Here is a 25,158-nt window from a genome sequence, read left to right as displayed (position 1 = left end):
TTCCGTCTTCCCCTTCTGCCGAAGAGGAAGCCACCTTCCCTTGAAAGGGAAGGAGCTGTTTTAACTTAAAGCTTTATGAGGTTCTAATTTCCTTATGAGGAGCTCCCCTACTTTTTAAGGAGGGGTGGCCAAAGGCCGCGGTGGTTGTTCCGATTTCACCCTTCCGTCTTCCCCTTCTGCCGAAGAGGAAGCCACCTTCCCTTGAAAGGGAAGGAGCTGTTTTAACTTAAAGCTTTATGAGGTTCTAATTTCCTTATGAGGAGCTCCCCTACTTTTTAAGGAGGGGTGGCCAAAGGCCGCGGTGGTTGTTCCGATTTCACCCTTCCGTCTTCCCCTTCTGCCGAAGAGGAAGCCACCTTCCCTTGAAAGGGAAGGAGCTGTTTTAATTTAAAATTTAACCTGGTTTTGTTTATTGCGAGCGGAACGAAGTGAAGCGAAGCAATCTTTTTATTTTTCGGCAGGAACAATGTTAGAACTTTTTAAAGGCAGATTACTTCGTCTTGGGCCTCTCAATATCATACCCCTTGAAGCTCCCCTTCTTTTTTGAGGATAGGTGGCCGCAGAACGGGTGGTTGCGTTAGGGATAGTAGTGGTTAGCTTTTTGTGAGGGAAGCGAACAAAAACTAAAAACGGATAGCCCGACCACGATTTTTATCGTGGGAACGCCCAAAAAAAAACCCGAAAATTACTTTCGGGGCTTTGTTATACCTGTTGTTTTACAAAAACTATTCTTCTACAGGAGCTTTCATTTTGAAATCTTCCATAAATTTAGTGGTGTAATTTCCTTCTACGTAAGCGGGTTCATCCATTAACTGCCTGTGAAAAGGAATAGTGGTTTTAACGCCTTCTATCACAAATTCATCCAGCGCGCGTTTCATCTTATTAATAGCTTCTTCCCGGGTTTGGGCAGTAGTAATTAATTTAGCGATCATGGAATCGTAATTTGGAGGAATCATATAACCGCTGTAGACATGAGTGTCTATACGCACCCCATGCCCGCCGGGAGCATGCATGTTAGTAATTTTCCCTGGAGAAGGGCGAAAATTGTTATAAGGATCCTCTGCATTTATACGGCACTCGATAGAATGCAGTTGAGGGAAATAATTTTTCCCTGAGATTGGCACTCCTGCTGCCACAAGTATCTGTTCGCGTATAAGATCGTAATCTATTACCTGCTCGGTAATTGGATGCTCTACCTGTATACGGGTATTCATCTCCATAAAGTAGAAATTACGATGCTTGTCTACAAGAAATTCCACTGTCCCGGCGCCTTCGTACTTAATATATTCGGCTGCTTTTACGGCTGCTTCCCCCATTTTTTTCCTGAGGGTATCGGTCATAAAAGGAGAAGGGGTTTCCTCGGTTAATTTTTGGTGACGCCTTTGGATAGAGCAGTCTCTTTCTGACAGATGACAGGCTTTACCGCTACTGTCTCCTACTACCTGTATTTCTATATGGCGTGGTTCTTCAATGAGTTTTTCCATATACATGCCATCGTTCCCAAAGGAAGCATCGGCTTCTTTACGGGCTGATTCCCAGGCGTTCTCAAGATCTTCCGGCTTCCAGACTGCACGCATTCCTTTACCACCGCCACCGGCAGTGGCTTTTAGCATTACAGGATAACCTATTTCCTCAGCAAGTTTTTTGCACTCATTAAAGTCTTTTATAATTCCTTCAGATCCAGGGATACAAGGTACACCGGCAGCTTTCATAGTCGCTTTTGCGGTGGCTTTGTCTCCCATTTTTGAAATCATGTCTGGGGATGCCCCAATGAATTTAATTTCGTGTTCTCCACAGATTTTAGAGAATTTAGCGTTCTCTGATAAAAACCCGTAGCCGGGATGTATGGCATCTGCATTGGTGATTTCTGCAGCTGCAATAAGGTTCGAGATTTTTAAGTAAGAAAGATTACTTGGGGGAGGACCAATGCAAACGGCTTCATCAGCAAACCTTACGTGCAGGCTTTCGGCATCGGCGGTAGAATAAACCGCGACGGTTTTTATACCCATTTCCCTACATGTGCGGATAATGCGCAGGGCAATTTCCCCTCGATTGGCAATTAGAATTTTTTTAAACATACCTATTGTATTTTTTTCTGAAGAAATTTTTTTTACTCTTCAGGATAAACGGGCAGTAATTTATGACGGATCTACTATGAATAATGGCTGATCGAACTCCACGGGAGAAGAATCGTCTACCAGTACTTTTACGACCTTACCGGAAACTTCGCTTTCAATTTCGTTAAAAAGTTTCATGGCCTCTATCACGCATAGCACATCTCCTTCTTTAATGCTGTCTCCCACCTCTACAAACACTGGTTTATCTGGAGATGGTTTCCTGTAGAAGGTACCAATAATTGGAGATTTAACAGTAATGTGATTTGAATTGTCTGAGCCACCCGCATTATCCTTGCCTGAAGCATCTGAAGTTTGTTCCGGGGCTGGCGCGGCCGGCGCAGGGGCCTGTTGTTGTGGCTGCGCTGCAGGTATTTGCTGCTGTACAGGCACTTGTTGTACAATGGTTTCTTTTTCATCTGAGCCGGTCTTGATGGTAATCTTAACATCTCCCGTTTCCAGTTTAACCTCACTGGCACCAGATTTGGCTACAAACTTTATCAGATTCTGAATTTCTTTTAAATCCATGATATTAAAGTGTTGGTTTTTTAAGAATTATAAGCCCATTTCAGGTAGGCCGCACCCCAGGTGAAACCTCCCCCAAAAGAGGCAAAAATAAGGTTATCACCTTTTTTGAAATTTTTCTCGTAATCGCTTAACAATAACGGCAAAGTTGCAGAAGTGGTATTCCCGTACCGCTGGATATTCATCAGCACCTTTTCATCTTCTAAATTCATCCTGCCGGCGGTTGCTCCTACTATTCTTTTGTTGGCCTGGTGCGCGATTAGCCAATTTACATCATTATTAGTAAGGTCATTGCGTTGCATGATTTCTTCACTAACACCAGACATATTGGAAACAGCAAATTTAAAGACCGTCTTCCCGTCCTGTCTTACATAATGCAGGTTACTGGCCACAGTTTCTGCTGTTGCCGGCATAAGGGAACCTCCGGCTTCAATTTTAAGGGAATCCCTGCCAATAGAATCACAGCGCAATATTTCATCCTGCAGGCCAAGTCCTTCTTCATTAGGTTCAAAAAGCGCGGCTCCGGCCCCGTCTCCAAAAATAATGCAGGTGGTCCTGTCTTTGTAATCTATTATTGAGGACATTTTATCTGCCCCTATAACTATCACTTTTTTGTACCGCCCGGATTCAATGTAAGCCGCCGCCGTGGACATCCCATACAGAAAGCTGGAACAGGCGGCCTGCAGATCATAGGAAAAAGCATTTACGGCACCAATTTGCGTGGCCACATGTACTCCGGTTGCTGCCACAGGCAAATCCGGAGTTGCCGTTGCCATGATGATAAGGTCGATTTCCTTTGGATCAAGATTTTTTTTCCTGATAAGATCCTTAGCCGCTTCTATAGCCAGAAAGGAAGTTCCTTTACTTGGATCTTTTAATATTCTACGTTCTTTAATCCCGGTTCTGGAAGTGATCCACTCATCATTGGTATCTACCATTTCTTCCAACATCTTATTGGTTAAAACATCCTCGGGAACGTATGCACCCACAGCTGTAATTGCTGCTGTGATTTTATTCATAAATTAGAATTTTAAGCATCGGCGCCTCGCATTTGCGCAAAGTACAGTATTGAGAAAATTACTAAAATTTCTCCGAAACGCGGTGCAAATTAAGGTCTTTTTAGGACTTATTCAACTAAAAACAAAAAACTCCCACCAGGTGAGAGTTTCTGTAATTTATTGAAGCTCTAATATCATTAAGCCTCTACTTCTTCTGTATTGTCTATTAAAACCTGACCACGGTAGTATAATTTACCTTCATGCCAGTGTGCCCTATGGTACAAATGTGCTTCGCCTGTAGTAGGATCGGTAGCTATTTTTGGTACCGAGGCCTTATAATGTGTCCTTCTTTTATCTCTTCTGGTTTTGGAGATTTTTCTCTTTGGATGTGCCATGGCTTGCTATTATTTAATCGTTTAGTAAATTCTTTAGTTTATCCCAGCGGGGATCTGTTTCCCCATCTTTTTTATTCTCTTTCTTATTGATGCTAAGTTCTTCCAGTTTGTCAAGTACGTCTGACTTTAAAGTTCCGTCTTCCACCCCGGGATGCACCCGTTTAAGCGGCAGGGACAAAACAATAAGTTCATATATATATTGTTGTACGTTCACTTCAAACTCCCCATGAGGAATTATAAGCAAATCCTCATCATCATTGTTATACTCTTCACCAAACTTGATGACCAGAAACAGACTACTATCTATAGGCTGATCATAAGGCTCATTGGTGAGATCACAATTTACATTTACCGTTCCCGAAGCTTGAAATGTAAGCTCCATCATGGTGGTTTTTTTCTCAAACAGCAAGTCAATTTTTACATTTGCGCTGTTAAAGTCATCGTACTCAAAATGATCAAAGAACTCATTATCAATATCGTACTCAAAATGGTGTTTCCCTAGCTTTAATCCCACGAATGGAATTGTAAATGCTGCTAATTTCCTCATCTCATCTCCAATTTCGAGCGCCTGGCCCTTAGGCTTAGGCGGCTGCAAAGATAAAAAATATAATTAATTAACTATGGATTATAAACAAATTTTTGTTTATATCTTTTTGCCTTGTTTCTTTAACGGATTTTTAGTGAGTTTCTTATATTCTTTCCGGCATTTGTATATTTCTATAGCCTTAAAAACCGCTTCTTTAAAAGAATTGATGTTTGCTGAATTTGTACCGGCTATTTCAAAGGCGGTACCATGATCTGGCGAAGTACGCACCTTGCTAAGCCCGGCAGTGAAATTTACCCCATTCCCGAAGGAGAGCGTCTTAAAAGGAATAAGCCCCTGGTCATGGTAAGAAGCCACCACTGCATCAAAATTCTTATAGTTTTTTGAGCCGAAGAAACTATCTGCCGAATAAGGACCATATACCAGCTTCCCCTTTTCCCTTATTTTTTGCAGGGTGGGCTTCAGAACCTCTTCATCCTCTTTTCCTATTACCCCATTGTCGCCGCTATGGGGATTAATTCCCAAAACCGCAATTTTCGGCTTTTCTACCCTAAAATCCTGCTTGAGGGTTTCATGAATAATCGCAATTTTTCTCTCTATCAATTCGGGTGTAATTACACTGGCAATATCCTTAAGGGCAACATGGTCTGTTAGCAACCCAATTTTAAGCGTATCGGTAATCATAAACATAAGGCTATCTCCTTCCAACTCCTGCGCAAGATAATTAGTGTGCCCGGGGAAATTAAATTTTTCACTCTGGATGCTGCTTTTGTTTATGGGAGCAGTAACCAAAACATCTATCTCGTCATTTTTTAGCGCATTTGTTGCCGCTTCCAGGGAGAGGAAAGCATACTCCCCCACTTTAGGATCTTCCTCGCCAAAATTGATATTCACATTCTCTTTCCAGACATTAACTACATTTATCTTCCCGTCTATAGCTTTTGAAGCCTCATCCACACCCTGAAAATTAAGGGATAACTTATATTGCTTTTTTAAAAAGGTGATAATTTTTGCGGAAGCGAAAATCACAGGAGTACAAAAATCCAGCATTCGGGAATCGTCAAAGGTTTTAAGAACAATTTCGCTGCCAATGCCGTTAAGGTCTCCAATACTAATTCCTAATTTTATCTTTTGAGCGTGTTTCATAAAACTTCCCGGTATTTTATTTCTATTTTTACAACACAAATGTACTAATATTATAGCTTCCATGTTTACAGGGATTATAGAAGAAGTAGCTGAAGTAGTTGAACTCACAAGGGAAAATAATAATCTTCACCTCAGTATAAAGGCCAAATTCACTCCAGAACTTAGAATAGACCAAAGCATTGCTCACAATGGAGTTTGTCTTACCGTTGTTTCTTTGGATGAGGCACGCTATACAGTAACTGCCATAAAGGAAACCCTCAGCAAGACTAATCTGGACCAGCTTAAGAAAGGAAGTACTATTAATCTTGAACGCGGAATGAAACTGGGAGACAGGATGGACGGACACATTGTACAGGGGCATGTGGACCAGACTGCGATTTGCATTGCCGTGGAAGAAGCCGGCGGAAGCTGGAATTTCACCTTTGAATATGACCCCGAGTTAGAGAATGTAACCATAGAAAAGGGTTCTATTACGGTAAATGGCGTAAGTCTCACAGTAGTGAATTCAGCAAAAAATAAGTTTAGCGTCTCTATTATCCCCTACACCTATGAACATACCACCTTTAAAACCCTAAAGACGGGAGATCTGGTTAATCTTGAATTTGATGTGATTGGGAAATATGTAAAACGAATTTCTGAATTTCGCTAATCTTCTTTCTTCTTTCTAAGGTGATAAGCTCCAAGAGCAAGTCCCGAAGCAATAAGTGCTGAAATTCCAAAATCTATGGGAAGTCCAGGCGGAGGGGGCACTCCGGGGCGGCACTCCCTTGCAGGACGGCATTCTCCATTACAGAATCGCTCTCCGGGATCACATGGCTCCTGTGCAAAACTTTGCATATTTAGAAACAGCAATAGCATAAGAATTACCCCAAAGGCAATTTTTTTATACTTCCTTAAAATTTCCATATGAGACATCCTTGTTTCAGGTACTATATTAACGAATAATATGATTATACGGTTTTCCCTCCGATAAAAGTACTTTAAAATCTAATATCCAATTAGATATAACTTGAAATACTATACTCACAGATTCAAGCCCAAATCTATATAATACACCTATGGTATTCAAATTTATTCGACAAAAGACCAATTACCCCTGAAAATCAGCACTATAGCCTATAATCAGGTAAGAATTGCTAATCGTATTTTCTTGAAGGAAATTAGTAAATTGCTTAACATTTTTATTGCCGGCAATACTCATTGCTAAAACTAAAAACCAGGAACTGTACCATGAAGAAAATTTCCATCCTTTTATTGCTCTTATGCTTTAACCTGAATCCCCGTATACATGCCCAGGAATATTACCAGAACCCCATCCTGGCAGGATGGTATCCCGATCCCGCAATTACGGATGATGGAAATGGTAATTATTATATGGTACATTCCACATTTGCCTTTTTTCCCGGAATACCAATTTTCCACAGTACAGATCTTGTAAATTGGGAACAAATTGGAAATGTTTTAGATCGTCCCGAGCAACTGAATTTAGAAGGTTTTGGAGTATCACGGGCTATTTTTGCACCCGATATTAGCTACAACAATGGTACTTTTTATGTTACCTGTACAATGGTGGACGGAAAAGGCAATTTTTTGGTCACTGCCAAAGATCCGGCGGGACCATGGTCTAATCCCATATGGTTACCGGAAGTGAAAGGTATTGATCCCGGGCTCTTTTTTGATGAAAACAAAACCTACCTTGTGTATAACAGTGATGCTCCCAATAATGAACCACAATACAGCGGCCATCGCACTATAAGAATGGTGGAATTTGATAAAGAAAATCTGGAAGTGATTAGTGATAATCGAATTCTTGTTAATGGTGGGGTAGATATTTCCACAAAACCGGTATGGGCTGAAGGCCCCAGGATCTATAAAGAAAACGGCTATTATTATCTTATGACTGCGGAAGGGGGCACAGCCGTAAATCATTCAGAAATGATCTATCGCAATAAGAATATTGACAGTGAGTTTATTCCATATAAAAATAACCCTATTCTCACCCAGAGACAGCTGGACCCAAACAGGAACAAACCTATAACCTCCGCAGGGCATGCCGATTTAATTCAGGATAAAAACGGGGACTGGTACGGCGTTTTCTTAGCGGTGAGGCCCTATGAAGATGATTATTACAATACCGGAAGGGAAACTTTTATGGCTCCTGTAAAATGGGAAAATGACTGGCCGGTTTTTGACCTGGGAGGGGAAAAAATCAAATATCAATACCCTTTGCCGGAAGGTACCAGCATTGAGAAAGATTTATTTCCTCTAAATGGCAACTTCAGCTTCCGTAGAGAATTTGATAAAGACAGTCTTGGTTTAAGCTGGCTGTTTTTACGTACACCTCTTGAGAAATGGTATAAACTGGAAAACAGCAAATTAATTCTCAAAACCAGATCGCAGACAGTGGAAGGCACTTCAAATCCCAGTTTTATAGGTCACCGCCAACAGCATTTAAACGGGGAGGTTAGTATTTCTCTTGATTTTAAAGCTGAATCTGAAGATGAAAGTGCGGGGATGCTAGCTTTTCAGAACGAATCTCACTACTACTATCTGCATAAAACCCTGGAAAATGGGAAACCTATAGTGGCATTAGCAAAAGGAACTGAAAACGGAAGCACAATAGTTGCAAAAGAAGAAATTACAATTAACGACTCTCCTCTTCTTCTGAAGATTGAATTCAATAAAGACAGGTATAATTTTTATTATGCCACCACAAAAAACAACTGGGAAAGGCTTGCAAAAGATATTGATGGTAAATACCTCAGCACAAAAGTAGTCGGCGGCTTTGTAGGGGTAACGCTGGGAATGTACACCACTTCTAATGGAGAAAAAAGCGATAATTCTGCCAGCTTTAACTGGTTTGAATATACCGGAAAAGATGAGATCTACAATGAAATGGACTAAGAGTTTCAGATTTTTAACCTGCTTCTGAGACTGTTATAAAGGCTGAAGAAGCAGATAAAATTCTGCTAATATTTCCTTCAAAATAAAAAACAGGATCAGAGAAGCTCTAATCCTGTTTTTATGGTTCTTAAAAATGGCTATTCCCAGCTATCAGTCCTGAAAGGCGACGCTGGAAATCCAGCTTTGTTGTAAAGATTTGCCCCTTCCGGATTATCTGCCCAGGCATATCTTACCGCTACGGGATTTTCAACATTAGGGCTGGAAACCACAACTTTATCTCCCTGGATTTTCGCATTCGCCCAAACAAACTGATGATCTTTACCGGCAATGGCAAAATGTTTCAGTTTATTGCCATTTTTAATCATAAGGCCCTTGCCAACATCATTAAAGCTGATAACAATAGAATTCCCTTTGCGGGTGTAGGAACTGTATATTGGGCCTCCGGCGACAACTTCTTCGTTATAGGCAACTTTTCGGGCGGCCTGGGCAAGACGGTCACCCACCGTCTTTTTATTTAAAGGATGGATGTCATTCCATTCCCCAACATCTATGGCTACGGCCATTCCTGTTTGGGGTAATGCCAATGATTTTAGTTGGGCATCCCTTAATCTGGCCCAATTACTGTCGCCCGGTTCATTTTTGGCCTTCATGAAATTCGCCAGTTGTACAAAGAGAAAAGGAAAATCTCCCAGATCCCATTGCTTTCTCCAGTCCCGGATAAGGCTTGAAAAAAGGTCTCTATATTCCCCCGCAGTATCTGTATTAGACTCTCCCTGGTACCAAATAACGCCTTTTATGGTATAATTTGTTAAAGGGGCAATCATGGCATTATACAAGCCAAGAGGTTTCCACCTTATAAATGTTTCACCTCTTAAAGGAGGCATTTCAACACCTAATTTGTAATTCCATTCCCCGGCCAGATTTATTTCAGAATTTTCAAAAACCAGCTTATACGGTTTATCTTCAACAAAACCACCTCGCCCTCCTACGTTAGTAACACGAATACTAATAGTATTTTCGCCGGCCTTTAGAATATTTGCAGGAACCTGGTATCGTCTTGGTGGATATTGATAGGTGGTATTCCCTATAAAAGAACCATTTACAAATACCGAATCTGCATCTACTATTCTCCCTAATAATAGCTTTGGAGACTGGTTAGTAAGATGCTCAGGAATTTTAAATTTTCTCCTGAACCATACCACCCCATTTTTTTGGCCCAGGGAATAATCTGCCCAATACCCCGGAATTTCCATCTGGGACCAATCAGAAACATTAAGATTTTCTTCTTTCCAGTCTTCGGCTATTCCTAAATCTCCTTCAGTGGATTTTCCATACCAGCTGTTTATCCTTTCAGAATCACTTTTTTCAATACTATCACGGAATGAGGCATTTTGGTACCGAATTGCTTCATTAGAATATTCCGGAAATTTTTTCAGGGACTCCTCACTTATCCATGCTTCCGCCGGCGAACCTCCCAAACTGGAATTTATTATGCCCACAGGTACCTTATACCGCTCATTAAGGTTTTTGGCAAAAAAGTAGGCGACCGCAGAGAATTGCCTGATGTTCTCCGGCGTTACCGGCAGCCATTCTCCTCCTTCCAAATCTTGTTTTGGTTCATTGAAATTATAGGTTTGCGGCACCTGAAAAAAACGTATGCCAGAATTAGATGCTGTTGCCACTTCATTTTTATACATAGATTCTACCCGGAACATTGGCAGTTCCATATTGGATTGCCCGGAAGCCAGCCAAACATCCCCTACGTAAACCTCTTCTAAAGCAATACTGTTTTTGCCGCTAATGCTCATTTTATACGGGCCGCCGGCTTTTAAATCTGAAAGGTTTATAACCCAATTCCCGTTGTTATCGGCCTTGGCTTCATAAGTGTCGCTGAGGAAAGAAAGGCTAATCTGTTCTCCTTTAGAAGCCCAGCCCCAAATTTTCACCTCTGCATTTCGCTGCAGCACCATTCCATCATTTATAAGGCGCGGCAAACGCACCTGAGCCTGCATTACTCCAAATGGAATAATGAGCATCAGGATAAAAAGCAATTTTTTCATAATATCTGGAAATAAATTATTCAGCCTCAACCATGGCATTTACTGTTTCTATGCTCCCATCGTCATTAATCTGAAGTTCAGTCATTTTAACACTTCTCAGATAAGTTTTCCCTCCAGACAAAGAACTATCATGATAAAATAGGTACCATTTGCCCTTATATTCTACAATAGAGTGGTGGTTGGTCCAGCCTAAAACAGGCTCCAGCACCACTCCCTGATAGGTAAAAGGACCGTATGGGCTATCGCCGGTGGCATAAACAATCTTATGGGTATCTCCTGTGGAATAGGAAAAATAATACTTCCCGTTCATTTTATGAACCCAGGCGGCTTCAAAAAATCTGCGCTCATTGTCTCCTGTGGTAAGTTCCTTACCGTTTTCATCCAAAATTTTTATGTCCCTTGGAGCTTCAGCAAAGCTCATCATATCCTCACCCAGCTTAGCCACTTTAGGCTGAAGAGCTGCGGCACTATCAGCAGGATATTTATCTTCTTCAACATATTTTCCAGACTGCCAGCGTTGCAACTGTCCTCCCCAGATTCCGCCAAAATACATATAGTGTTCCCCATCGGTATCTCCAAAGACAGCAGGATCTATACTAAAGCTGTTTGCTATAGGTTCTGGCTGAGCAGTAAAAGGACCTGCGGGATTATCGGCCGTGGCAACTCCTATTTTAAAGACATCATCTTTATTTTTGGCTGGAAAATACAGGTAATAGGTCCCATTTTTTTCAGCAGCGTCTGGCGCCCACATTTGTCTCTTTGCCCATTCCACATCCTCTACGTCAAGGGCCACTCCATGATCTACGACTTTTGCCCCAATGCTATCCATAGAATATACATGATAATCTTTCATATTAAAATGGTTCCCCATATCATCTTCAGGAACTCCTGAATCCCAGTCATGTGAGGGATAGATATAAATTTTACCATTAAACACATGCGCAGAAGGATCTGCCGTGTAGTTATCTGTAATTAAAGGCTTGGAGTTGAATTGTTCTTCTTCAGGCTTTACAGAATCCTCCTGAACTTCTGCCTCTTCTGAATGATTATCTTTTTTTTCACCGCAACCTTCAGTAAGGAGGAATAGAGAAGAAATGGCAATAAGAATAGCTTGTTTTTTCATAATGTTAAATTAGAGGATGTTTTTAAAGAATTATTAAAAAGCTAAAGTATAAAATCTTTACTCAATCGTATTCGCCAAAATTTTATTTTATTAAATAGTTGATTTACAGATACTTAATTTAGTCATAGCATAATATTTTATGTTAAATTTACAAAAATCTATGATTTTTTAACGCAACCGATTGCGTCAATCAATTATTTATGTATATTTATCATATCTAAATTTTTATAAATGATTAATTGCATTAATAATATATTTTAATACTGTGAACTACAAATATGATATTATGATCCAAAAAAGACTCTCTAAAGGAAAACAAAATCCTTTAAAAAAATTGTCCTTCCTTTTTTTGCTACTATTTACAACAGCTTTAAGTGCTCAGGAAGTGACTGTATCAGGTACTGTATCTGATGCCATGGGACCCTTACCAGGGGTTTCTGTAATACTTGAAGGGACCAATCGAGGAGTGGTCACAGATTTTAATGGTAATTACAGTATTACCGCTGTTCCATCAACGGGAACTTTAAGATTTAGCTTTGTTGGTTTCAAGACTTTAGATGTTCCTGTAGAAGGAAGATCAACAATAGATGTTACAATGGAAGAAGATACTGAATCCTTGGACGAAATCGTTGTCGTTGGATATGGTACACAACGCCGTAGTGATGTTACAGGATCTATTGTTTCTACTTCGAGCGAGGAGCTAAGGGAGGTACCCGCGGCAAACATACAACAACAATTACAGGGTCGTCTTGCGGGGGTAGAAATCCAACCTATTGGGAACAGACCCGGAGCAGATGCAAGAATTAGGATACGAGGGAACAGGTCTATAACAGGAGATAACAACCCACTTGTAGTGGTAGACGGGATACCTTACCAAGGTAGTCTTACAGATATTAGCCCAAATTCTATCGAATCTATTGATGTATTAAAGGATGCTTCAGCCACTGTTATTTATGGCTCCAGAGGTGCAAATGGAGTGATCCTCATTACTACAAAAGATGGAGTAGCAGGAGAAACTACTATTAACCTTGATTCTTATACCGGAATTAATACAGTTGCAAGAAAATATAATGTCTATAGTGCAGAAGAATACCGCGCTTTACGAGATATTTCTCCTTTTAGAGAAGGTTACCGCCCAAGAGAAATTGAAGGCATTGCCCAAGGAAGAGATACAGACTGGCAGGACCTGGTTTACCAGGATGGTATTATTACTAATCATAATTTAAATATTTCCGGTGGAAGTGAAACTTCTCGCTTTTCAACGGGATTAGGCTATTTTAAAGAAACCACAGTATTGCCCTCCCAAGATTTTGAACGATTTTCTCTAAGGGCAAATGGAGATTTTAACATGGGTGACCATGTGAGATTAGGAATTAGCACTCTTAATAATTTAACTATTACAAATGGTTCTCAATTTGGATTAAACGTGTTTCCTTTACTCACATTAAGCCCTTTGATGCCACCTTATGATGAAAATGGAAATATTCTGGTAACCCCAGCTGGAAACATTGATGATCAGGAATCCACTTACAGCCCTCTTTTAATAAGAGAATATGAAGGAAGCTGGGACGATAGAGTTAGAACCCTTTACACATTTAATACAGGATATTTTGAGTGGGAAATTTTTGATGGATTCGCATATAGGCTAAATGCCGGCGGATATTACAGACAGACGCAGAATGCACAATTTCAACCTCAGGATATACCTGCACAACCATCTTATTTTAGACCTAACCAGGGAAATACAGCATATGTAGGTAATGCAGAATCCTTTGGGTATACGTTGGAAAATTTAATTACCTATAAAAAAACTATTGCGGATAAACACAATATTGATGTCACACTTTTATATAGTGCTCAGGAAGATCAAAATTACAGTACAAATGTTCGCAAAGATTCTATAACTGCCGATTTTGTGAGGTTTTATAACCTTGGAATATCTTCTCCCTCTCCGGCTGCCCAATTAGGTGGGGGGGAATCATCCTGGCAACTGGAATCACAAATGGTAAGGCTAAATTATGGTTATGATGATCGTTACCTTCTTACAGTGTCTGGGCGTAGGGATGGTTCATCCAGGTTAGGTGAGGGAAATGAGTTTCACTCCTATGGCGCATTTTCTTTGGGCTGGAATCTACACAACGAAGCTTTTATGGACAATGTTGACTTCATAAATAATTTAAAATTCCGCGGAGGATATGGAGAAACTTCAAACCAAGCTATTGCTCCCTACTCCACTTTAGGGGGAGTAAGTAATACCATTAACGGCATTCCTGTTCGATATAATTATGGACAATCTATAGTACAGGGCTTCTATATTCTAAATATTCCGGATCCCAATTTAGATTGGGAATATACTAGAACCCTTAACCTTGCAGTAGATTTTGGATTGTTCCAAAATAGAATTTCAGGAAGTGTGGATTGGTACAAAGCCAGAACCTATAACATATTATATGGCCAACAATTACCTGCTTCATCCGGAGCAGTGGGAAGTTTTGTTACCAATGTTGGAGAAATGACCAACCGTGGATTAGAAGTAACATTGTCTGCCGATATCTTCCGTCCTGCAGATCCAGATGGTTTTTCCTGGGAAGCTGATATAAACTGGTTTTATAACAGGAATGAACTACAGGAGCTAACAAGTGGCTTCCAAAGAGATATTAACGCAGGTCTTCATATAGGAGAACCCATTAGTGCAATATATGATTATAACAAACTTGGAATATGGCAGTTGGATGAGGCCCAGGAGGCAGCAACATATGGAGCTGTTCCAGGACAATTGAAACTGGAAGATATTAACAATGACGGAGTAATTGATCAAAGTGATAAATCCGTAATTGGAAGCGCAGAAGCAGATTGGCAGGGCGGTATTACTAATCGCTTTAACTGGAAAGGCTTCGATCTCTCCGTAGTCACCTACGCAAGAATAGGTGGTTTATTAGTGAGCCAGCCTCACCAAACCCTATCCAGCTACCTCACAGTGAATGACGGAAGGAGAAACCAAATTAAAGTTGACTATTGGACCCCTAATAATCCCACTAACTTTTTCCCTCAACCTGCAGAACAAATAAGTCCTCAATCCGATGCCTGGACTACCCTTGGATACTTTGACGCCTCATTTGTGAAAATTAGAAGTATTAATTTAGGATATACATTAAGTCCTGAAACCCTTGAGAATTCATTTATAAAAAGTTTACGTCTGTACGTCACCTCCCAAAATCCTTTTTTACTGTATTCTCCTTATGTGGATAAAGGAGGGGTAGATCCAGAACCTACCAGTACTTTTAATAATAGTCAGGGGGTATCCAGCCCCGGCAACCTTAGTGGCAGTGCATTGGTAATTTCAGCCGGCACTCCACCTACCAAATCCCTGATTTTTGGAATGAATTTTAAATTTTAAAAAACATCAATATGAAATTGAATAAAAAATTAACCTCATATGGTTTACTATTAATAGCTTTGGTTACCATAAGTTGTGAAAAAGATTTTTTGCAGGAGGAGCCATATACGAGTTTCACACCAGAATATTTTAGAACGCAGGTTGGACTTGAAGATGCTGTAAATGCTATCTACGCAGGTTTAAGATATGATTTTGGACCCAATGGAGCCTTAGCTATTACCACCGTAGGTACCGACGAATGGACCTATGGTGACCAACCTGCCACAGGACAGGATGGTGATGTTCTAAGATTAGGAACCTATACTTTAGATGCAAATAATGGTGCAATTCTCACACCATGGAATCGTAACTATTCCAATATAAACCTGGCTAATGCGGTATTGGAGTTTGCACCGGATGTTAATATGCCTGAAGATACCCGAACCCGTATAATGGCAGAGGCACATTTTCTACGGGCGCAATATTATATTTTACTAGTGCAGCAATTTGGGGCAGTTCCCGTAAATTTAGGAGCGGGCGATCTGGAATATAACAATAGCCCAACGAATGAGTTCTATCGTTTACCCATGGATGAAGTTTTGGCAAAAGATTACGAGGCCATGATTAATGACTTGATTTATGCTAGTGAAAATTTACCCGATCAACGGCCTGAAAATGCATTCCGACTTTCTAAAGCGGCTGCATTTCTCTTACTATCCAAAGTTTATCTATACCGTGGCTATTCTTCGGTAAGCCAACCGGGGGATTTTGAAAACTCCCTTGCAGCTGCAGAACAACTTGTTAACAATAGCGGCACTTACGGAACAGGATTGTTACAAGATTTTGGTATGGTTCACCAGCAAGGTAATGACTATAACAGAGAAATATTATTTTCTGTTGAACGATTACCACTTAACAATGCCGCTAATGAAGTAGGTAATCCCGGTAGTGACTTCTCTAATAAGGTTAATATTGCCAACAACATGTTTAATGCTAATTATACTGCCACTATACCAAGTACATATCCAAATAGCAATCTTGCAGGTGAGCAGTTAATAGATAGCAGGCCACTTCAATACGGACGACCTTTAAGAAGATATGCTCCACTTCCTTACGTTTATGAGGTAGCATTTGCAGACAAGGTTAATGATAGCCGATATAATAATTCCTTTAGAACCGTATGGTATGCCAGCACGGTGAATGAACAAGGTACAGATGCTTATAATACGTACGTTAATAGAATAGCTGAGTTGGGCTTGGAAATAGGCGATACCGCCATATACCTGGCTCCTACAGATGCTGAAGCAGAAAGATTAAAACCAATCAAAAATTACTGGGTATTAGGACCTAGCGATTACTATACCAATCAAAATCCGGCAATCCAACTTTATCCTAATTTAAAAAAGTATGATGATACCCAACGTGCTGCTTTTAATGATGTATCCGGGAGACCCTTTATCGTAAGTAAATTTTCTGAAGCTTACCTTTTAGCGGCAGAAGCAGCATTTCAATTAGGACAATTAAATAAAGCTGCAGATTACCTGAACGTGATAAGGGAAAGAGCAGCATACCGTCCAGAGCTAAGTTCAGAAGAAGTTGAAGATCGCCGGGATGAAATGACCATAAGCGCTTCAGATGTTACCATGGATTTCATTCTCAATGAAAGAACAAGAGAATTAGTAGGAGAGAGTATGAGATGGCCCGATCTGGCCATGAGAGGCATGCTACTAGAAAGGGTTAGAGAATATAATCCTGATGCAGCACCTAACATAGAGCCCTACCACAGGTTAAGGCCAATCCCTCAATCACAGTTAAACAGTATCTCAGATCCAAACGGTGATGAATACCAAAACCCAGGATACTAAATAAAAATTATTAACAATGAAAAATATTAAATATATTTCACTTATTCTAATAGCCATTCTTACAGGCTTCACCTCCTGCACCGATGATTATGACGTGAATGTTTTGGATACGGGAGATTACGATGATACAGAAGGACAGCTACAGGAAGCTGCTGAATTTCCTATAGGCTTTTCCATTAACTATTCAAGTTTTTCAAACAATCCTCAAATTTTGGACATAGTAAGCCAGGAAGCAGATAATGTTACCCTGGAATACAATATGAAGCATGGTGCTATTGTAGATAACAACGGGAATTTCAACTTTTCCAGAGCAGATGAAATGGTTGCCGCAGCAAAAGATGCCGGTCTCAGTATTTTTGGTCATACTTTAGGATGGCACTCTAATCAAAATGCAAATTATTTGAACAGCCTTGTTGAACAAGCCGGTGGAGGGGGAGGCAATACTATTAACAATTTATTGCTGAATCCGGGGTTTGAAGAAGGAGAAGGAGATAACTTTACCAATTGGGCTAAATACAATGGAGGAAATCTTCTTGTTGCTGCAACAGAACCAGATAATGTTAGAACAGGTGACAGGGCATTACAAGCTACGGGAGAAGGCCAGGATGCATGGAGAACCCAATTGGCCAGTGATGCCATAGCTACCACCAACGGGACTGAATATACTTTTAGTATTTGGGCAAAAGCCGAATCTTCAGGAGGAAATATCAGATTTTCAACCACTTCCGCTGCAGGGGCACAATATTCTGCAAATTACGAGGTAGGCACAGATTGGTCCCTCTTAAGCTGGAGTTTCACCGCAAATTCTGAAGAAACAGGCATTGCTTTAGATCTGGGAGGTTCAGTCATGACTTATTACCTGGATGATGCACAATTTTATGATCCTAACGCAGAACCTGAGGAAACTGAAGGACCAGACACCTATCCAGTAAATGGGGGGCTTGAAGAAGGAGAAGGAGATAATTTTACAGGTTGGAGTAAATTTAATGGTGCCAGTCTTCTTGTACAAACCACAGATCCACAAAACGTTAGATCCGGCGATAGAGCCTTACAGGCTACTGGAGAAGGACAGGATGCATGGAGAACTCAATTTGTTAGTGATCCTATTCCCACTAATGTAGGTGAAGATTATACCATGTCTGCATGGATAAAAGCTGAATCCTCAGGAGGAAATATTAGATATTCCACAAATGCCCCAGCAGGAGCCCTATATTCCGGAAGTTTTGAGATTACCACAGATTGGACCAGATACAGCTGGACTTTCACTGCAAATGATCCTTCAACAAGAATTGTTTTAGACATGGGCGCCTCGAGTATGACTTATTACGTAGATGATATCATGTTTGTTGAAGCAGGCTCTGAAGGCGGTGACGGGGGAGGCGATGCTGCACAGATAGTAGATGAAGCACTTAAAAACTTTATTACTGAAACCGTAAATCATTTTGAAGGTGATGTACATGCCTGGGATGTTGTAAACGAATCTATGGCTGATGGCGGCAGTGGATTGCGTACCAGTTTAAATACTACCGTAAGTAGCGAAGCTACAGATGTTTTCTTCTGGTCAGATTATCTGGGTAGGGATTGGGCATTAAAAGCATTTCAATATGCAGAAGAGGCAGATCCTGAGGCTGACCTTTTCATAAATGATTATAATTTGGAATCGAACCCTGCAAAATTAGATTCTCTGGTTGCCTACGTGCAGGAACTACAGGGAAAAGGTGCTAAAATAGATGGAATTGGAACCCAAATGCATATTGGAATTAATACATCACAAGCAGGAATTGACAATATGTTTCAAAAACTAGCTGGAACTGGTTTGCAAATCAAAGTTTCTGAACTTGACATAAAAGTGAATCCGTTTGAAAAACAAGGCTTTATTCCAACTCCTCAACTTTATGGCTACCAGGCAGCGATGTATGAATACGTGATTAATTCCTATCAAAGAAATGTTCCGCCAGATCAACAATATGGAGTAACCTTCTGGGGCGTATCAGATAAAGACAGTTGGCTAATTTCTGATGGCCGAGCAGAATACCCTCTGCTTTTTGATGAAGATTATCAGAAAAAGGCTGCTTATTCGGGAGTGTTAAAAGCTTTAAGAGACTAATCCTATAAAAGAAGTTTGAATTGGTAATGAAGAAAAGCCGTCTCGGGCATAAGATGAGACGGCTTTTATTATTCCTAAACCTCCTGTTTCCCCAGAGCTATATAAGCAAAGCTTTATGCTCCAAAAAATTTCTTGGCAAGCAATACTCTTACTGTAAGAAGCCGTGAAAAGCATTTTTTCTTAATCCAGAAAATTTATGCTCTTTTAATTTTTACCAAACCTTAACCTATTTCCCTAAACACAAAATGCATAAACTCAATGTAATCCAATTGTAATGTAAACGAACTCTTCCACAAGAATAAGTTCTATCAACAATAAATATCGCCTTTGTTTAGTCTTATTGGTATAAAATGTCTAAATTCTTATTAGGAATCCTGCTGAAGCAATCTTAATTAAATAAAAAAGCTGTTCTAAAAACATGAGAACAGCTTTTTTAATTTCAAGTAATACAAAAAGGAAGATTAAGGGTTTAGTGCCTCCTTTAAATTAACAGTAATATGTATCCTAATAAGAATTAGCGATAATTTGCTCGTAAAGTTCCTGCTGGCCGCTTATTTGTTTTGGCTCACCATTCTCGCGGGCAATTTTACTAAGTTCTTCAAGAGACAGTTCTCCTTTTTCATATTTGGCCCCGTTACCACTGTCAAATGAAGCATAACGATCCTTACGTAATTTTCGATAATTTGAATTCTCAAGGATCTCATTTGCGCAAATCAATCCCCGAGCAAAAACATCCATTCCCGCAACGTGTGCAATGAATTTGTCTTTTAAATCGGTTGAATTTCTACGAACTTTTGCATCAAAATTGATTCCACCTCCCTGAATTCCGCCACCTTCAAGAATTACCAGCATCGCCTGTGTAATTTCATAAAGATTAATTGGGAATTGATCGGTATCCCAACCGTTTTGATAATCACCGCGGTTGGCATCTATGCTGCCCAACATTCCGGCATCTACAGCAACTTGTAATTCATGCTGAAAAGTGTGTCCAGCAAGAGTTGCGTGGTTTACTTCCAGGTTCAGCTTAAAATCATCCTGAAGCCCGTATTTATTGATAAATGCCAAAGAAGTAGCCGCATCATAATCGTACTGATGCTTGGTAGGCTCCATAGGCTTGGGCTCTATAAAGAAGATGCCTTTAAAACCTTGTTTACGTGCATAATCTTTACAGGTATGCAGGAATTTTGCTAAATGATCCTGCTCTCTTTTCATATCGGTATTCAGCAAACTCATATAGCCTTCTCTACCACCCCAGAAAACATAATTTTCACCTCCAAGGGCAATAGTAGCATCAAGCGCTATTTTTGCCTGTCCTGCAGCATAAGCCAATACATCGAAATTAGGATTAGTAGCTGCACCATTCATGAATCTTGGGTTACTAAAAAGATTAGAAGTACCCCAAAGTAATTTTATTCCAGTTTCCTGTTGCTTCTGTTTGGCATATTCTACCATTGTTTGCACGCGCTTCTCAAATTCAGCAAGCGTTTGCGCTTCATCTACCACATCTACATCATGAAAACAATAATAAGGCATACCCAATTTTGTCATGAACTCAAAAGCGGCATCCATTTTATCCTTTGCACGGATAATAGGATCATCACTTTTGTCCCAGGCGAATGTTTCTGTTCCCGGACCAAAAGGATCTGCTCCTGTATTGTTAAAGGTATGCCAGTAAGCAGTTGCAAAACGTAAATGTTCTTTAAGGCTTTTGCCCCCTACCATTCTATTCTCATCGTACCATTTAAAGGCCAGGGGATTATCACTTTCCCTTCCTTCATATTTTACTTTATCAACGTCTTTAAAAAATTTACTTTCCATAATATTATTCTTCTATTTTAATGTATTGTTTCCAATTTTCATATATATCCTGATATTGAGCGCTTAGTTCTTTTTTAGGCTCCAGGCTTTCCAGGATTTCAAGATCCCCAAAAGCTTCATCCAGGCTGTGATAGTACCCATAACCATAAGCTGCACCCCGTGCTGCACCCTCTGCACCAGATGTTTCATAAAGTTGAAGGTTAGCCTGCGTGGTATTGCAAAATATTTCCCTGAAGACGGGGCTTAAAAAAAGATTTCCTTTACCTGCACGCACCACATCTCCTGTGGTTCCTAGGGATTTCATCACATCAAATCCATAGTTCATTGCAAAAACGATCCCTTCGCAGGCCGACCTTATAAGGTGTGCGGGTTTATGCATATTAAAGTTCAAATTCTCAATTCCCGAGTTCACCGCTTTATTATTAAAAATCCTTTCGGCTCCGTTTCCAAAGGGATAAAACCTTAACTCTTCACTTCCCGGGGCAACTTTTGCGGCTTCTTCATTTAAAAGATCATACGATAGTAGTTCCTGCCGGCCAAGGGAGATGGTCTTCCTAAGCCACTGGTAAAGAATTCCGGAGCCATTTATAATACCCAGTATTCCATTTCGTTTGTGATCTTCGGTATTATTAACATGTAAAAAAGTATTAATGCGGCTTTGTTCATCATAAATATCCTTATCAGTCACTGCATAAATTACTGCAGATGTACCCGCGGTAGTAGCAATCTCTCCCGGTTTTAAAACATTTAAGGAAAGTGCATTATTAGGCTGATCCCCAGCTCTGTAGGTGATTACAGCTTCCGGATTAAGCCCAAGTTCTTCGGCAACCTGGGAATTCACCTTTGCCTGTTTTGCAAAACTGGGTACTACTTCAGGCACAAGGTCTTTAGAAAGCCCCATCTTTTCCAATACTTCGGTAGCTAATTTTCCCTTGGGAAAATCCCATAAAGCAGCTTCAGATAAACCTGAAGAAGAGATTTGAGCGACACCAGAGAGTTTTGCAGCAATAAAATCTCCTGGTAACATCATGTATTTTGCCTTCTTATAAATTTCCGGCTCGTTTTCTTTTACCCACTTTAATTTGGAAGCAGTAAAATTGCCGGGGCTTCCAAGGATTTGCTTTTGGCTCTTTTCCCTCCCAATTGCTTCATATGCCTCATTTCCTATTGCTACCGCACGGCTGTCACACCAGATAATTGAGGGCCTTAAAGGTTTCAGATTTTCATCTGTAAGCACCAGCCCGTGCATTTGGTAAGCTATGCCTATGGCCATTATTTTCTTAAGATCTACCTGGTGCTGATTTCTTATTTTGCCCAGTCCCTTTTTTACATAATCCCACCATAATTCAGGATCTTGCTCTGCCCATCCAAATTTTGGGGCAATCATTTCTATTTCGGCTTCGGGAACAGTCACTGCACAAATTTCTTTTCCCTTTTCAGCATCTAAAACCGAAAGCTTTATGGAAGAGCTTCCTAAATCTATTCCTAAGAAGTACATAATTTATTTTTTTTCAATTCTTATAATTTATCTTTTGGCCCCCACAAAAGTTCCATTTCTTCCAGGGTTTTGCCTTTGGTTTCCGGTACAAATTTCCAGATGAAAAGCCCGGAGAGTACCGCCATAATTCCGTAGATCCAGTAAGAGAATCCATGGTTGAATGTTTCAACAAGGCCTTCATTATTGTTCATCATAGGGAAAGTCCAGGAAACTAAAAGATTCGCAAGCCACTGTACGGCCACAGCCACAGCCATAACTCCCTTAATTTTATTCGGAAAAATTTCAGAAAGCAGCACCCAGGTAACAGGGCCCCAGGACATAGCGAATGCAGCAATATAAAGCAGCATCCAAAGCAAAGCATATACTCCTTCAGATTGCATGTACAATACTAATCCCAGGCCAATCATACTCACAGCCATAACCGCACTACCAATGAGCATTAATTTTTTTCTTCCGAAGTTATCCACGGTAAAGATTGCCAGAACGGTAAAAAGCATGTTTATGGCCCCTACAATAATTGTTTGGAGCATAGAAGCATCGGTTTCCATTCCCATTCCTTTAAAAATTTCAGGAGCATAATAGAGAACTACATTAATACCCACGAACTGCTGGAAAACTGAAAGTAGAATACCAATTATAATAATTCCCCATCCAAAGGTAAGCCAATGCGCCCGCGTCTTACTGAAGGACGCTTTTATTTCCTGGAGGATTTGCGAGGCTTTTTCAGGACCGTTTAATTTGGTAAGCACTTTTACCGCATCTTCTTCATTTCCTTTCATGGTTTGAAAACGTGGAGTTTTGGGCACCACCAGTAAAAACAGAAAGAAAAGTACCGCTGGGATACCTTCACTCAAAAACATATAGCGCCATCCTTCCAGATTAATCCAATCTTCAGTTTGGCCGTTTACTATAAAATAGTTTACAAAATAAACCACCAGCATTCCGGTAACGATTGCGAACTGGTTAAAAGAAACCAGTTTTCCGCGGATATTGGCCGGTGCCATTTCAGCAATATAAAGTGGTGCCAGCATACTGGCCAGTCCCACACCTATCCCTCCTATAATCCGGTAAATTATAAATGAAGTTAAAGTATTCGCCTGGAAAATATTCATGGGTTCAGGGTAGGCAGATCCACAGGCAGATATAAGAAATAATACCGCCGCCAGAATAAGACCATTTCTGCGACCAATAGAATTTGCCGTTTTATCTCCCATAGATGCACCAATGATACAGCCCACCAGTGCACTGCTAATCATAAACCCGAGAATAGAATTTTGAAGATTTTCTGTCATTACATCGGGCAGCGATAAAAACTGGAAATAATAAACTGCCCCTCCAAGGATTAAAATTGCTGCAATAATTACATATGCTTTTGTCCGGCTAAAAAACTTAAGAATAAAGGAAGCGAATAATATTCCCACTGCCAGTATACACAGGCTAATGATAACTTTAAACTGAAAAATAGTACTCGCTGATAGTACCTGGTCGTTTTGAAGAGAGGTAATAAAATAATTTTCAAGTGCGCCAACCGCTCCGGAAATAACTGCGGTATCATAACCAAACAGCAAGCCTCCCAGACTCGCAACTATTGTTATGAGGTAAACACTTTTTTGACTAATTTTTGCTGTCGCCATCGTTTGCGGAAATTATGTGTAAGTTTATACCTTATGGTTTGTATGACCACAAGTTTAAAAATAATTTTTTACTTTAGCAATTTATTATAATTATTTATTAATTTTTCTTAAAATGCACAGTCTCCAGGTGTCATATCCTAAAAAAAGAGACGCAAAGCTACTACTAAAAATTATTGCCAGGAATTTGATGAAAAAAACATTAATAAACGAAGAAACAGGAGAAATGGTGGAAGCCACTGTTATAGGATCTATAACCATAGATTGTGTGGTATTTGGTTTTGAAGCAGGCAGTCTTGAAATTTTACTGGTTAAGCATGGCCAGGGAATTAGAAAAGGGGAATGGGGGCTACCCGGTGGATGGATAAAAAAGGAGGAGGGACTGGATGACGCGGCGCACCGGTTACTAAGAGAGCTAACCGGCCTCAACAATATTTACCTGGAACAGCTCAAGGCTTTTGGGGAACCAGACCGGTTTCCCGTGGGAAGGGTAATTACCATTGGCTATAATGCTCTTATAAAAAGAGAAGATTATAACGTCAAGGCTGGTTTTACGGCATCGGAAGCGAAATGGTACAAAATAAATGAAATTCCTCATCTTATTTATGATCACAATGAAATTCTGGATTACAGCCTGAAAAGGTTAAGACGTAGGGTAAGAAAAGCACCAATAGGCTTTAATTTGCTCCCGGAAAAATTCACCTTACTTCAACTCATGCAGCTTTATGAAGAAATCCTTGGCGTGGAAATGGATAAACCCAACTTCCGCAGGAAAATTTTAAGAATGAAACTCCTGGTAGATTTAAACGAAAAACAAAAAGATGTATCCCACCGGGCGGCCAAACTATACCGTTTTGATGATAACATTTATAAAAGACTTACCGAAAAAGGATTTAGCTTTGAATTTTAAAACAAAATCCCTTTATAAACGTTATTTTTACCATTATTATAAGGCTTTTGTTGTTGCATTGAATTTTGATATTCCTATGCAATTGTTGCTGTTTCGAATCTACCTGTTTTAAAGGCTTATGAATGAAATGAATTCATTATATTT

General features: G+C 40.1%; 18 protein-coding genes. 6 read left to right on the top strand and 12 right to left on the bottom strand.

Features of this window, described 5'->3' with window-relative positions; all coding sequences use genetic code 11:
• Positions 1-725 precede the first annotated feature (725 nt).
• From accC to pdxA, 6 genes are all read right to left on the bottom strand, one after another.
• On the bottom strand, positions 726-2,078 hold the full coding sequence (gene accC / locus AB8M93_RS12210) for an acetyl-CoA carboxylase biotin carboxylase subunit (protein ID WP_373058037.1): 1,353 nt from the start codon (positions 2,076-2,078) through the stop codon (positions 726-728).
• Positions 2,079-2,138: 60 nt separating this feature from the next.
• Positions 2,139-2,642 carry an acetyl-CoA carboxylase biotin carboxyl carrier protein gene (accB, locus tag AB8M93_RS12205; RefSeq protein ID WP_373058035.1) on the bottom strand — a complete coding sequence of 168 codons (504 nt, stop codon included), beginning with the start codon at positions 2,640-2,642 and terminating at the stop codon, positions 2,139-2,141.
• A 20-nt stretch (positions 2,643-2,662) separates the two neighbouring features.
• The gene (locus tag AB8M93_RS12200) at positions 2,663-3,658 is read right to left on the bottom strand and encodes a beta-ketoacyl-ACP synthase III (protein WP_373058033.1); all 996 of its coding nucleotides are present in this window, start codon (positions 3,656-3,658) and stop codon (positions 2,663-2,665) included.
• Positions 3,659-3,834: 176 nt separating this feature from the next.
• The gene (rpmF, locus tag AB8M93_RS12195) at positions 3,835-4,032 is read right to left on the bottom strand and encodes a 50S ribosomal protein L32 (protein ID WP_081208252.1); all 198 of its coding nucleotides are present in this window, start codon (positions 4,030-4,032) and stop codon (positions 3,835-3,837) included.
• Positions 4,033-4,045: 13 nt separating this feature from the next.
• Complete coding sequence (locus tag AB8M93_RS12190; protein WP_373058031.1) at positions 4,046-4,579, bottom strand: YceD family protein; 534 nt, start codon at positions 4,577-4,579, stop codon at positions 4,046-4,048.
• A gap of 96 nt (positions 4,580-4,675) precedes the next feature.
• Positions 4,676-5,722, bottom strand: coding sequence for a 4-hydroxythreonine-4-phosphate dehydrogenase PdxA (pdxA, locus tag AB8M93_RS12185; protein ID WP_373058029.1), 1,047 nt, complete (start codon positions 5,720-5,722; stop codon positions 4,676-4,678).
• A gap of 61 nt (positions 5,723-5,783) precedes the next feature.
• Here pdxA and AB8M93_RS12180 point away from each other — a divergent pair, with 61 nt between their 5' ends.
• Positions 5,784-6,371, top strand: coding sequence for a riboflavin synthase (locus tag AB8M93_RS12180; RefSeq protein ID WP_373058027.1), 588 nt, complete (start codon positions 5,784-5,786; stop codon positions 6,369-6,371).
• Here AB8M93_RS12180 and AB8M93_RS12175 read toward each other — a convergent pair.
• The gene (locus tag AB8M93_RS12175; protein WP_373058025.1) at positions 6,368-6,628 is read right to left on the bottom strand and encodes a PID-CTERM protein-sorting domain-containing protein; all 261 of its coding nucleotides are present in this window, start codon (positions 6,626-6,628) and stop codon (positions 6,368-6,370) included. The genes AB8M93_RS12180 and AB8M93_RS12175 overlap by 4 nt on opposite strands.
• Before the next feature lie 324 nt (positions 6,629-6,952).
• On the opposite strand from AB8M93_RS12175, the gene AB8M93_RS12170 reads away from it, so the two are divergent.
• A complete protein-coding gene (locus tag AB8M93_RS12170) occupies positions 6,953-8,626 on the top strand; it encodes a glycoside hydrolase family 43 protein (RefSeq protein WP_373058023.1) in 1,674 nt (557 codons plus the stop codon).
• A gap of 137 nt (positions 8,627-8,763) precedes the next feature.
• Here the strand turns inward: AB8M93_RS12170 and AB8M93_RS12165 are convergent, their stop codons facing one another.
• Complete coding sequence (locus AB8M93_RS12165) at positions 8,764-10,686, bottom strand: sialate O-acetylesterase (protein WP_373058021.1); 1,923 nt, start codon at positions 10,684-10,686, stop codon at positions 8,764-8,766.
• A gap of 16 nt (positions 10,687-10,702) precedes the next feature.
• Positions 10,703-11,809, bottom strand: a complete 1,107-nt coding sequence (locus AB8M93_RS12160) for a glycoside hydrolase family 43 protein (RefSeq protein ID WP_373058019.1) — start codon at positions 11,807-11,809, stop codon at positions 10,703-10,705.
• Positions 11,810-12,095: 286 nt separating this feature from the next.
• Here AB8M93_RS12160 and AB8M93_RS12155 point away from each other — a divergent pair, with 286 nt between their 5' ends.
• Genes AB8M93_RS12155 through AB8M93_RS12145 form a run of 3 tightly spaced genes read left to right on the top strand, consistent with a single transcriptional unit; the run spans position 12,096 to position 19,157 of the window.
• A complete protein-coding gene (locus AB8M93_RS12155; RefSeq protein ID WP_373058017.1) occupies positions 12,096-15,206 on the top strand; it encodes a SusC/RagA family TonB-linked outer membrane protein in 3,111 nt (1,036 codons plus the stop codon).
• Positions 15,207-15,217: 11 nt separating this feature from the next.
• On the top strand, positions 15,218-17,050 hold the full coding sequence (locus AB8M93_RS12150) for a RagB/SusD family nutrient uptake outer membrane protein (protein WP_373058015.1): 1,833 nt from the start codon (positions 15,218-15,220) through the stop codon (positions 17,048-17,050).
• 16 nt (positions 17,051-17,066) lie between these two features.
• Positions 17,067-19,157 (top strand): endo-1,4-beta-xylanase, encoded by a 2,091-nt coding sequence (locus AB8M93_RS12145; RefSeq protein WP_373058013.1) that lies wholly within the window; start codon positions 17,067-17,069, stop codon positions 19,155-19,157.
• A gap of 504 nt (positions 19,158-19,661) precedes the next feature.
• On the opposite strand, the gene xylA is transcribed toward AB8M93_RS12145, so the two are convergent.
• Genes xylA through xylE form a run of 3 tightly spaced genes read right to left on the bottom strand, consistent with a single transcriptional unit; the run spans position 19,662 to position 24,107 of the window.
• Positions 19,662-20,975: a xylose isomerase gene (gene xylA / locus AB8M93_RS12140; protein WP_373058011.1), complete on the bottom strand. Its 1,314-nt coding sequence runs from the start codon at positions 20,973-20,975 to the stop codon at positions 19,662-19,664.
• Positions 20,976-20,979: 4 nt separating this feature from the next.
• Positions 20,980-22,473, bottom strand: a complete 1,494-nt coding sequence (locus AB8M93_RS12135) for a xylulokinase (protein ID WP_373058009.1) — start codon at positions 22,471-22,473, stop codon at positions 20,980-20,982.
• Positions 22,474-22,493: 20 nt separating this feature from the next.
• Positions 22,494-24,107, bottom strand: a complete 1,614-nt coding sequence (xylE, locus tag AB8M93_RS12130; protein WP_373058007.1) for a D-xylose transporter XylE — start codon at positions 24,105-24,107, stop codon at positions 22,494-22,496.
• A 187-nt stretch (positions 24,108-24,294) separates the two neighbouring features.
• On the opposite strand from xylE, the gene AB8M93_RS12125 reads away from it, so the two are divergent.
• The gene (locus AB8M93_RS12125) at positions 24,295-25,014 is read left to right on the top strand and encodes an NUDIX hydrolase (RefSeq protein WP_373058005.1); all 720 of its coding nucleotides are present in this window, start codon (positions 24,295-24,297) and stop codon (positions 25,012-25,014) included.
• The last annotated feature ends 144 nt before the right edge of the window (positions 25,015-25,158 follow it).

The sequence above is a fragment of the Autumnicola aciditolerans genome (assembly GCF_041679265.1).
Classification (GTDB): Bacteria; Bacteroidota; Bacteroidia; order Flavobacteriales; family Flavobacteriaceae; genus Autumnicola.
This window is presented reverse-complemented; position numbering and strand designations above follow the sequence as displayed.